Below are 9,807 nucleotides of genomic sequence, written 5' to 3'. Positions count from 1 at the left end.
GGCAGCCCCTGTAGGGACTGTCAAAAACATGGATGTTTTTGCCAAGCCCCCAAGGATGGGTTTACGGCGTGTCCCGTAAGGGGCTGCCCGACGGCCTCCCTGCACGCAGCAATGGAAACGCTGCCGTTGACCTTGCGCCACGACCAATGGTCGTGGCCTACCACAATGCAAAACGGCCGCGCGAGCGCGGCCGTTTTTCCTTCTTACTTCAGCGCCTTGAAGCGCAGGCGCTTCGGGGCGGCGTCGTCGCCCATGCGGCGGCGCTTGTCTTCTTCGTATTCGCGGTAGTTGCCCTGGAAGAACTCCACGTGCGAATCGCCTTCGAACGCCAGGATGTGGGTCGCGATGCGATCCAGGAACCAGCGGTCATGCGAAATCACGAACGTGTTGCCGGGGAACTCCAGCAGCGCATCTTCCAGCGCACGCAGGGTTTCGATGTCCAGATCGTTCGACGGTTCGTCGAGCAGCAGCACGTTGCCACCCTGCAGCAGGGTCTTGGCCATGTGCAGGCGGCCACGCTCACCACCGGACAGCGAACCCACCAGCTTCTGCTGGTCCTGGCCCTTGAAGTTGAAGCGGCCGATGTAGGCGCGCGACTGGATCTCGATGCCGTTGATGTTGAGGATGTCCAGGCCGCCCGCGATTTCCTGGAAGACGTTGTGGTTGCCTTCCAGCGCGTCGCGGCTCTGGTCCACGTAGGACAGCTTTACGGTCGGGCCGACCACGATTTCGCCGGAATCCGGCTTTTCCTGGCCGGTGATCATCTTGAACAGGGTCGACTTACCCGCACCGTTGGGGCCGATGATGCCCACGATCGCGCCGGCCGGGACCAGGAAGCTCAGTTCGTCGAACAGCAGGCGGTCGCCGAACTTCTTGGACACGTTCTTGAACTCCATCACCGAATTGCCCAGGCGCTCGCCCGGCGGGATGAAGATTTCATTGGTTTCGTTGCGCTTCTGGTAATCGACCGACTGCAGCTCTTCCAGGCGGGCCAGACGGGCCTTGCCCTTGGTGCGGCCGCCCTTGGCGTTCTGGCGCGACCACTCCAGTTCCTTCTGGATTGCCTTCTGGCGCGACTTTTCCTGGTTGTCTTCCTGCTTCAGGCGCTCGTCCTTCTGCATCAGCCAGTCGGTGTAGTTGCCCTTCCACGGAATGCCGCGGCCGCGGTCCAGTTCCAGGATCCACTCGGCGGCGTTGTCCAGGAAGTAGCGGTCATGGGTGACGGCCACCACGGTGCCGGTGTAGCGCGCCAGGAACTGTTCCAGCCATTCCACCGACTCGGCGTCGAGGTGGTTGGTCGGTTCGTCGAGCAGCAGCATGTCCGGCTTCTGCAGCAGCAGGCGGCACAGCGCCACGCGGCGCTTTTCACCACCGGACAGCTTGCCCACGATGGCATCCCACGGCGGCAGGCGCAGCGCATCGGCGGCCACGTCCAGCTGGTTTTCCAGGGTGTGCGAGTCACCGGCGGCCAGGATCGCCTCCAGGCGCTCCTGTTCCTTGGCCAGCTTGTCGAAATCGGCGCCTTCCTCGGCATAGGCCAGGTACACCGCGTCCAGCGCGGCCTGGGCCTGCAGCACCTCGCCCACGCCTTCCTCGACCGCTTCGCGCACGGTCTTGGTCGGGTCCAGCTCCGGTTCCTGGGCCAGGTAGCCGACCTTGATGCCGGCCTGCGGGCGGGCTTCGCCCTCGAAGTCGGTGTCCACGCCGGCCATGATCTTCAGCACCGTGGACTTGCCGGCGCCGTTCAGGCCCAGCAGGCCGATCTTGGCACCCGGGAAGAACGACAGCGAGATGTCCTTGATGATCTGCCGCTTGGGCGGGACCACCTTGCTGACTTTGTTCATGGTGTAGATGTATTGCGAGGACATGAGCTCTCCGAAGGCGCGACCCTGCGCCCGTTCCGTCAGGAACAAGCACAGATGAAAAGGGATGGGGCCAATTATAGCCGGAAGCGATGACCACCGCCGGCCGGCCCGTGGGGCGGGGCTTGCCGCTGCCTGAATGGGTCGTCAAAGCGCTTGAATTGGAAACCGTTTCCAGCCGGAAACCATTCAGATGACGTCAGCATGATGGAGCCATCAATCCACCAAGCGAGGCCAGCACATGCGCATGAATCGAATTGTGGTCGGGACCATTGCCTCGCTGCTCGCCTTGGGCAGCATTGCCCCGGCGTTCGCCGACGACCATCGCGGCCGCGGCCACGACCGCCACCATGATGATCGCCACGACCGTCGCCATGACCGCCACGACGACCGCCGCGACTGGCGCGACGACCGCCGCCGTGAGGCCCACCACGACCGCCGCTACTACGACAACCGCGGCTACTACCGCCCGGCACCGCCGCCGCGCGTGGTCTACCGCCCGGCCCCCGGCCGGGGCTATGGCTGGGCGCGTGGGCACCGCTATAACGAGTACTACCGGGGCCCGGTGTACGTGGTCAACGACTACGGCCGCTACTCGGTGCGCCGCCCGCCGCGTGACCACCACTGGATCCGCGACGACCGCGGCAACCTGCTGCTGGTCGCCATCGCCACCGGCATCATCGCCGACTACGTGATCAACAACCGGTAAGCCGGGGCCCTGGCCCCAGAACGAAAGCGCGCCCCAGGGCGCGCTTTTTTTTCGCGTGGCCCCCCGGGGCCGCTTACAATCAGGGGCCCGCTGTTCCCCCCTTCTGCCTGGAGTAAGCGATGTTCCCGCGTGACGTCCGCATCGAAACCTACGATCCCGAACTGGCCAAGGCCATCGCCGCCGAAACCCAGCGCCAGGAAGACCATGTCGAGCTGATCGCCAGCGAGAACTACACCAGCCCGGCGGTGATGGAAGCCCAGGGCAGCCAGCTGACCAACAAGTACGCCGAAGGCTACCCGGGCAAGCGCTACTACGGTGGCTGCGAATACGTGGATATCGCCGAGCAGCTGGCGATCGACCGCCTCAAGCAGCTGTTCGACGCCGATTACGCCAACGTGCAGCCGCACAGCGGCTCGCAGGCCAACCAGGCGGTGTACTTCGCGCTGCTGCAGCCGGGCGACACCATCCTGGGCATGAGCCTGGCCCACGGCGGCCACCTGACCCACGGCGCCAAGGTCAACGCCTCGGGCAAGCTGTTCCACGCCGTGCAGTACGGGGTGAACGAGCAGGGCCTGATCGACTATGACGAAGTCGAGCGCCTGGCCCTGGAACACAAGCCGAAGATGGTCGTGGCTGGCTTCTCGGCCTATTCGCAGGTGGTGGACTGGGCGCGCTTCCGCGCCATCGCCGACAAGGTGGGCGCCTACCTGTTCGTGGACATGGCCCACGTAGCCGGCCTGGTCGCCGCCGGCGTCTACCCCAGCCCGCTGCCGCACGCGCACGTGGTCACCTCCACCACCCACAAGACCCTGCGCGGCCCGCGTGGCGGCATCATCATCGCCAAGGGCGCCGGCGAAGAGATCGAGAAGAAGCTGCAGTCGATCGTGTTCCCGGGCATCCAGGGTGGCCCGCTGATGCACGTCATCGCGGCCAAGGCCGTGGCCTTCAAGGAAGCGCTGGAGCCGGGCTTCAAGGCCTACCAGCAGCAGGTCGTGAAGAACGCCCAGGCGATGGCCACCACGCTGATCGCGCGCGGCTACAAGATCGTCTCCGGCGGCACCGAGAACCACCTGATGCTGGTCGACATGATCGGCAAGGACGTCTCCGGCAAGGATGCGGAAGCCGCGCTGGGCAAGGCGCACATCACCGTCAACAAGAACTCGGTGCCCAACGACCCGCGCTCGCCGTTCGTGACCTCGGGCCTGCGACTGGGCACCCCGGCCGTGACCACCCGCGGTTACCAGGAAGCGGACTGCGTGGAATTGGCCGGCTGGATCGCCGACGTGCTCGACGCCCCGGGCGACGAGGCAGTGATCGCCCGCGTGCGTGATGCGGTCAGCGCGCAGTGCCGCAAGTACCCGGTCTACGGCTGATGGATGAAACCCTACAGCGGCGCCTGTACATCGCGCAGGCGCTGCTGCTGGGGTTGCCCGCGCTGGTCGCCGGTGGCGGCGTGGCCGGGCTGGCGGTGTATGTGTTCTTCGACCGGCATGGCTACATGAACAACCGCGAAGGCCTGTTCCTGCTGGGCTGGGCCCTGGCCGGGGTGTGTGGCCTGCTGGGCTGGGCCTGGCTGAGCGTGGTCTACCTGCGCAGGGGGCGAACCGCCCTGCGCAGTACCGGCCCGCTGCCGTGGGTGGGGCTGGGACTGGGCGTGCTGGCCGCGCTCGGCGTGGTCGTCCTGGTGATGTACAACTCGCTTTCCGGCAGCTCCTGGCGGGCGTTGGGCTACCTGATGGTCGGCCCGCCGCTGCTGGTCTGCAGCGCGCATCTCGCGTTTTTGAGGGCGTTCCCTGCCGCTGCCGGCGAGTATTGACGCACGTCCCGATTTGTACGCACGGGTCTTCTCAGGTACCGTTGCGACGCTGCCGTGACCACGGCATGACGTTTTTCCGATGCAAGGCGTTCCATGTACTGTCCGTTCTGCCAGCATGCCGATACCCGGGTGATCGACTCGCGCGTCTCCGAAGACGGTGCGACGATCCGCCGTCGGCGTGAGTGCGAGGCGTGCAGCGAGCGCTTCAGTACCCTGGAAACCATCGAACTGAAGCTGCCGGCGATCGTCAAGAGCGATGGCAGCCGCGAAGCTTTCGACGCGCGCAAGCTGCGGGTCGGCTTCGACCGCGCGCTGCAGAAGCGCCCGGTGCCCGAAGACAAGATCGAGTTGGCGGTGCGCGCGGTGATGCAGCAGCTGCGCATGTGTGGCGAGCGCGAAATCCCCTCGATCAAGGTCGGCGAGTTCGTGATGAACGAACTGCGCAAGCTCGATCACGTGGCCTACGTGCGGTTTGCGTCGGTGTACCGCAGCTTCGAGGACGTGGCCGATTTCCGCGAGGAAATCGAGAAGCTCGAGCGCGAGCTGCCCTCCAGTACCGAACAGCTGCAGCTGCTGGGCGATGTGATCGCCCTGGCCAAGAAAAAGAAAGGGTAGAGCGGGCTCTGCCCCGCTGCTCCGCTGCATTACCATCAGGTAATGACCACCTTCACCACGCTCGACCACCTGCACATGGCCCGCGCGCTGCGCCTGGCCGAACGCGGCCTGTTCACCGCCCGGCCCAACCCGATGGTGGGTTGCGTGATCGCGCATGGCGACCGGGTGGTCGGCGAGGGCTGGCACCAGCGCACCGGTGGCCCGCACGCCGAAGTGTTCGCGCTGCGCCAGGCCGGCGAAGAGGCACGCGGCGCCACCGCCTACGTCACCTTGGAACCCTGCGCGCATCACGGTCGCACCCCGCCGTGTGCACTGGCTTTGATCGGGGCCGGTGTCGCCCGGGTGGTGGCGGCCATGCGCGACCCGTTCCCCAAGGTCGATGGCGGCGGCTTCGTGCTGCTGCGCGAGGCGGGCATCGAGGTGGCCGAAGGGCTGATGGCGGCGCAGGCGCGAGAGCTCAACCACGGCTTCCTGTCGCGGGTTGAACGCGCGCGACCGTGGCTGCGGGTCAAGCTGGCGGCCAGCCTGGACGGGCGTACCGCGATGGCCGATGGCAGTTCCAAGTGGATCACCGGTGAAGCGGCCCGCAACGATGTGCAGCGCTGGCGCGCGCGTGCCGGTGCGATCCTGACCGGCGCCGACACCGTGCTGGCCGATGACCCGCAGTTGACGGTGCGGCTGGCCGATACCGAGGTCATTCCGCCGCTGCGGGTGGTGCTCGATACGCGCCTTCGTTCGCTCGAATGCGCGCGGGTGCGCGAGGGTGGGGCGCCGACCCTGTACCTGCACGATGCCGCCGTGAGTCCGCCCGATGCGGCCGATGCCGAGTTTGCGAGCGTGCCCAGCCAGAATGGCCGGCTCGATCTGGGAGCAGTCTTTACCCTGCTGGCGGATCGCGGCATCAACGAAGTGCACACGGAAGCAGGCGCCACCCTATGCGGCGCGCTACTGGCCGGCGACTGGGTGGACGAACTGCTGCTCTACCAGGCGCCGACCCTGCTCGGCGAGCACGGCCGGCCGCTGCTGGGCGGGCTGGGCATCCACTGCATGGAACAGCAGCGTCGGCTGCGGCTGGTTGACCAGCGTCAGGTAGGCGACGACCTGCGCTTGCTGCTGCGGCCCCGCTAAGTCTCGGTGCAGGCGTTACGCTGCCGCCGCACCCAGGGCTGCGAGATGCTGCACGGTCTGCGGATAAGCCTGGACAAGCCGGATCAGCGTCGCCGCCTGCGCATTGGGTCGCGCACGCCCTTGCTCCCAGTTCTCAAGGGTGCGTGCGTTGGTCCGCAGGTACATCGCGAAGATCGATCTCGACATGTTGAGCTTCTCGCGAATGGCGATGAGCTCGTCTGCAGCCAGCGGGGGCAGCGCAGCCAGTTTTACCGCATGTGTGCGCAGGGTGACCTTGCCCCCCCGCGCGTGGGCGAGTTCCTCCATCCCCTCGACCAGCTCTGCGAAAATGTCTCGTTTCATCTTGGGCTCCTCGCCTTCCGCTCCTCATCCAGCAGCCTTGAAAGAAGCTGCCGTTGTGCCGGATCCAGGTCGTCCTGGATACCTTTGCCATACACCGTGAACAACCAGAACTGCGCACCATCGGGCCACCAGTAGTAGATCAGCCGCAGGCCCCCGCGCTTGCCGCGCTGGCGACCTTCATCAGCAAATCGAACCTTTCGCAGCCCACCCGTGCCCACGATCAGATCGCCGCGCTCCGGTTCGCGCATCAGCCACTGCTGCAGGTCACGAAAGCCCGCGTCATCCAGGTGCGCTGCCCGGTTACGGGCGAATCCAGCCAGTTCCACAAACACTGCATGCATGAGTGTACGTTATCTGCGTATGGTTTCATGTGAACGATACGCAGGGCCCGGCCCGTCTTTCCGGGCGCAGGTCACATCCAGGTTGCGCTGCCGAACGTAGAATCAATCGACTCGCGCGAATCGATAGGCAATAAAAAACGGGCCCCTTGCGGGGCCCGTCGATCATGGCGCGGGTTAGCGCTGCCCGATCAGTAACTTAGAAGCTGGCGCGCACGCCGACCGAGTACTGGGTGATGTCGTCGAAGTACTGGACTTCGCCGATCAGGCCCCAGTTGCGGTTGAAGCTGACCTGACCGCCGAGGGTGCCGATCCACTCGCCGTCCATGTCGCTGCCGTCGATGTAGCCGGCCTTCAGCCAGGCTTCGGTCGCGCGCGAGGGCTTGCCACGCAGGCCCAGCGAACCGCGCCCGGCATTGGTGTGCACCTTCTCGGTTTCGCTGAACTCGCCGTCTTCGAACTTGACTTCGTTGTTGATGCGCATCCAAGCGATGTCTGCGGTGAAGTCCAGGCGGTCGGTAAACGGCATGTGGTAGCCGATGCCGGCCTCCGGCTGGTCGATGGTGTTCTTGATGCGGTACTCGCCGATGCTGTCTTCCAAGTGGTAGGTCTCGGAAACAGTGCTGTAGCCGCCGAACACGTACACCTGCTCGGCGATCGCGAACGAACCGCGGATGAAGCCGCCGTCCAGCTTCGGGTTGCTGCCGGGGGTGCTGACCTGCAGCTGGGTCCAGCCGCCTTCAACGTAGGTGTAGCTCATGGCATCGGCAGCAGAGGCGGCCATCGGAGCGGCGGCCAGCAGGGCGGCGGCCAGGACGAGCATCTTGCGCATCGGAATTCCTTGGAGATTGAGGTCCATTTCAGCCAGCCCGTCGTGGGCGGCAGGGCGGCGGTCATCGCCGCGCGGCGCATTTTAACAAATTGTTTACAGAAAGCGAGCGCTCAGCCAGCGCTGCTACAATGGCCGCGCCGGTTCGCCGGTATACAAACGTCTTCAGGGCGGGGTGTGATTCCCCACCGGCGGTAGGTGCGCAAGCACGAGCCCGCGAGCGCTTCCGGCCCCGCCGGAAGGTCAGCAGATCCGGTCCGATGCCGGAGCCGACGGTATAGTCCGGATGAAAGAAGACGGTGCTACAGGGCCTGCATGGCCCTGCGCCCGCCTGTTTGCCTTGCGGCGTTTTTCGCTCACTTTTCGCGGAGAACGTTAGTGTTTACTGGAATCATCGAAGGCGTCGGCCATGTGGCCGCGCGCGATCCCCTCGGCGGCGATGTCCGCTTCACCTTCCATGTCGGCAGCCTGCCGTTCGAGCTCGTGCAGCTGGGCGAGAGCATCGCCATCAACGGCGTGTGCCTGACCGTCATCGCCTTTGACGGCACCTCGTTCCAGGCCGATGCCTCGACCGAGACCCTGGGCCTGACCACGCTGGGCCAACTGGCGCCGGGTGCGGTGATCAACCTGGAACGGGCCATGCGCCCGACCGACCGCCTCGGCGGCCACCTGGTCAGCGGCCACGTGGACGGCCTGGGCCAGGTCCTGTCCATCCACGAGGACGCGCGCGCCCAGCGCTGGCGCTTTGCCGCGCCGGCCGGCCTGCTGCGCTATGTCGCCAAGAAGGGCTCGATCTGCGTGGACGGGGTCAGCCTGACCGTCAACGAGGTGGATGATGCCGGCTTCGAGGTCGCGCTGATCCCGCACACCGTGGCCAACACCGCCTTCGCCGCTACCGGCGTGGGCAGTGCGGTCAATCTCGAAATCGATCTGGTCGCCCGTTACGTCGAACGGCTGGTGGCCCCCCAGGTACAGGACATCCGCGCATGAACTTCGCTCCCATCCCCGAGATCCTCGAGGACATCCGCCTGGGCCGCATGGTGGTCATCGTCGATGACGAAGACCGCGAGAACGAAGGCGACCTGATCATGGCCGCCGAGCTGGTCAAGCCGTCGGACATCAACTTCATGGTCACCCACGGCCGCGGCCTGGTGTGCCTGCCGCTGACCCGCGAGCGTGCCGCCGACCTCGGCCTGGCGCCGATGGTGCAGGCCAATACCGCCCAGTTCCAGACCAATTTCACCGTCAGCATCGAAGCCGCCGAAGGTGTCACCACCGGCATTTCGGCCTATGACCGCGCGCATACCATCCGCACGGCGGTGAAGCCTGATGCCAAGCCGGCCGACCTGCACCAGCCGGGCCACATCTTCCCGCTGATCGCCCAGCCGGGCGGCGTGCTGACCCGCGCCGGCCATACCGAAGCGGGCGTGGACCTGGCCATGCTGGCCGGGCTGGAGCCGGCCGGGGTGCTGGTGGAGATCCTCAACCCCGACGGCAGCATGGCGCGCCGCCCGGAGCTGGAGGTGTTCGCGCGCGAGCACGGCCTGAAGATCGGCTCCATCGCCGACCTGATCGCGCACCGCCTGGCCACCGAGAAGACTGTCGAGCGGGTCGATGAGCGTGATATCGACACCGAATTCGGCCCGTTCAAGCTGGTGACCTACCGCGACCGGATCGCCCACGACCTGCATTTCGCCCTGGTCCGCGGCACCCCCGACACCCAGCCGACCCTGGTGCGGGTGCAGGTGGAGAACCCGCTGGCCGACCTGCTGCACTGGCGCCGCGACGATTTCGGGGTGGCCTCCACCGACGCCCTGCGCGCCATCGCGGCGGCCGAGCGCGGCGTGATGGTGGTGCTGTCGGCCCCGCGCGACAGCAACAGCCTGCTGGCCCGCCTGCGCCAGCAACCGCAGCCGGTCACCCCGGGCAAGGACAAGGACGTGAGCCAGTGGCGCCGCAACGGTGCCGGCGCCCAGATCCTGTCCGACCTGGGCCTGGGGCAGCTGCGCGTGCTGGGCACCCCGCGCCGCCAGATCGGCCTGGCCGGCTACGGCCTGGAAGTCGTCGAGACTGTTACGCCGTGACCTGACCCCGACCGTCGTTACCCCCCGGGGCCCCCGCGCCGCGGGGGGGGTTATTCGGGGTTTTTTTTATAAATGAGGGGAAGT

General features: G+C 66.3%; 11 protein-coding genes and 1 riboswitch. Of the genes, 7 read left to right on the top strand and 4 right to left on the bottom strand.

What is annotated here, in order from left to right; translation table 11 throughout:
- Nucleotides 1-203: 203 nt before the first annotated feature.
- Nucleotides 204-1,868 carry an energy-dependent translational throttle protein EttA gene (gene ettA / locus QMX79_RS18160; protein ID WP_068849183.1) on the bottom strand — a complete coding sequence of 555 codons (1,665 nt, stop codon included), beginning with the start codon at nucleotides 1,866-1,868 and terminating at the stop codon, nucleotides 204-206.
- Nucleotides 1,869-2,103: 235 nt separating this feature from the next.
- Between ettA and QMX79_RS18155 the strand changes: the two genes are divergently transcribed.
- The 5 genes from QMX79_RS18155 (at nucleotide 2,104) to ribD (ending at nucleotide 6,130) form a co-directional block, all read left to right on the top strand.
- Nucleotides 2,104-2,571, top strand: coding sequence for an RcnB family protein (locus tag QMX79_RS18155; protein WP_282248019.1), 468 nt, complete (start codon nucleotides 2,104-2,106; stop codon nucleotides 2,569-2,571).
- A 119-nt stretch (nucleotides 2,572-2,690) separates the two neighbouring features.
- Nucleotides 2,691-3,944, top strand: a complete 1,254-nt coding sequence (gene glyA / locus QMX79_RS18150) for a serine hydroxymethyltransferase (RefSeq protein WP_282248018.1) — start codon at nucleotides 2,691-2,693, stop codon at nucleotides 3,942-3,944.
- Complete coding sequence (locus QMX79_RS18145) at nucleotides 3,944-4,387, top strand: hypothetical protein (RefSeq protein ID WP_282248017.1); 444 nt, start codon at nucleotides 3,944-3,946, stop codon at nucleotides 4,385-4,387. Before glyA ends, QMX79_RS18145 begins: the two co-directional genes overlap by 1 nt.
- 93 nt (nucleotides 4,388-4,480) lie before the next feature.
- On the top strand, nucleotides 4,481-5,002 hold the full coding sequence (gene nrdR, locus QMX79_RS18140; RefSeq protein WP_282248016.1) for a transcriptional regulator NrdR: 522 nt from the start codon (nucleotides 4,481-4,483) through the stop codon (nucleotides 5,000-5,002).
- A 42-nt stretch (nucleotides 5,003-5,044) separates the two neighbouring features.
- Nucleotides 5,045-6,130 (top strand): bifunctional diaminohydroxyphosphoribosylaminopyrimidine deaminase/5-amino-6-(5-phosphoribosylamino)uracil reductase RibD, encoded by a 1,086-nt coding sequence (gene ribD / locus QMX79_RS18135; protein WP_282248014.1) that lies wholly within the window; start codon nucleotides 5,045-5,047, stop codon nucleotides 6,128-6,130.
- Nucleotides 6,131-6,145: 15 nt separating this feature from the next.
- Here the strand turns inward: ribD and QMX79_RS18130 are convergent, their stop codons facing one another.
- The 3 genes from QMX79_RS18130 to QMX79_RS18120 all read right to left on the bottom strand — a co-directional run bounded on the left by QMX79_RS18130 (nucleotide 6,146) and on the right by QMX79_RS18120 (nucleotide 7,642).
- Complete coding sequence (locus QMX79_RS18130; protein WP_282248013.1) at nucleotides 6,146-6,472, bottom strand: transcriptional regulator; 327 nt, start codon at nucleotides 6,470-6,472, stop codon at nucleotides 6,146-6,148.
- Nucleotides 6,469-6,798, bottom strand: coding sequence for a type II toxin-antitoxin system RelE/ParE family toxin (locus QMX79_RS18125; RefSeq protein WP_282248012.1), 330 nt, complete (start codon nucleotides 6,796-6,798; stop codon nucleotides 6,469-6,471). Before QMX79_RS18125 ends, QMX79_RS18130 begins: the two co-directional genes overlap by 4 nt.
- Before the next feature lie 211 nt (nucleotides 6,799-7,009).
- On the bottom strand, nucleotides 7,010-7,642 hold the full coding sequence (locus QMX79_RS18120; RefSeq protein WP_095364489.1) for an outer membrane beta-barrel protein: 633 nt from the start codon (nucleotides 7,640-7,642) through the stop codon (nucleotides 7,010-7,012).
- A 154-nt stretch (nucleotides 7,643-7,796) separates the two neighbouring features.
- Nucleotides 7,797-7,941, top strand: a riboswitch (FMN riboswitch).
- A gap of 76 nt (nucleotides 7,942-8,017) precedes the next feature.
- On the opposite strand from QMX79_RS18120, the gene QMX79_RS18115 reads away from it, so the two are divergent.
- Both QMX79_RS18115 and ribB read left to right on the top strand, forming a co-directional pair.
- Complete coding sequence (locus QMX79_RS18115) at nucleotides 8,018-8,629, top strand: riboflavin synthase (RefSeq protein WP_282248011.1); 612 nt, start codon at nucleotides 8,018-8,020, stop codon at nucleotides 8,627-8,629.
- Nucleotides 8,626-9,723, top strand: a complete 1,098-nt coding sequence (gene ribB, locus QMX79_RS18110; RefSeq protein ID WP_282248010.1) for a 3,4-dihydroxy-2-butanone-4-phosphate synthase — start codon at nucleotides 8,626-8,628, stop codon at nucleotides 9,721-9,723. The genes QMX79_RS18115 and ribB overlap by 4 nt, the downstream gene beginning before the upstream one ends.
- Nucleotides 9,724-9,807: the final 84 nt, after the last annotated feature.

The sequence above is a fragment of the Stenotrophomonas sp. PS02300 genome, assembly GCF_029959395.1.
GTDB lineage: Bacteria > Pseudomonadota > Gammaproteobacteria > Xanthomonadales > Xanthomonadaceae > Stenotrophomonas > Stenotrophomonas maltophilia_AD.
This window is presented reverse-complemented; position numbering and strand designations above follow the sequence as displayed.

Excerpts from the sequence above, each read along its gene's own strand:
- ettA (WP_068849183.1), bottom strand. The coding sequence starts at position 1,868 with ATGTCCTCGCAATACATCTACACCATGAACAAAGTCAGCAAGGTGGTC.
- QMX79_RS18155 (WP_282248019.1), top strand. The coding sequence starts at position 2,104 with ATGCGCATGAATCGAATTGTGGTCGGGACCATTGCCTCGCTGCTCGCC.
- glyA (WP_282248018.1), top strand. The coding sequence starts at position 2,691 with ATGTTCCCGCGTGACGTCCGCATCGAAACCTACGATCCCGAACTGGCC.
- QMX79_RS18145 (WP_282248017.1), top strand. The coding sequence starts at position 3,944 with ATGGATGAAACCCTACAGCGGCGCCTGTACATCGCGCAGGCGCTGCTG.
- nrdR (WP_282248016.1), top strand. The coding sequence starts at position 4,481 with ATGTACTGTCCGTTCTGCCAGCATGCCGATACCCGGGTGATCGACTCG.
- ribD (WP_282248014.1), top strand. The coding sequence starts at position 5,045 with ATGACCACCTTCACCACGCTCGACCACCTGCACATGGCCCGCGCGCTG.
- QMX79_RS18130 (WP_282248013.1), bottom strand. The coding sequence starts at position 6,472 with ATGAAACGAGACATTTTCGCAGAGCTGGTCGAGGGGATGGAGGAACTC.
- QMX79_RS18120 (WP_095364489.1), bottom strand. The coding sequence starts at position 7,642 with ATGCGCAAGATGCTCGTCCTGGCCGCCGCCCTGCTGGCCGCCGCTCCG.
- ribB (WP_282248010.1), top strand. The coding sequence starts at position 8,626 with ATGAACTTCGCTCCCATCCCCGAGATCCTCGAGGACATCCGCCTGGGC.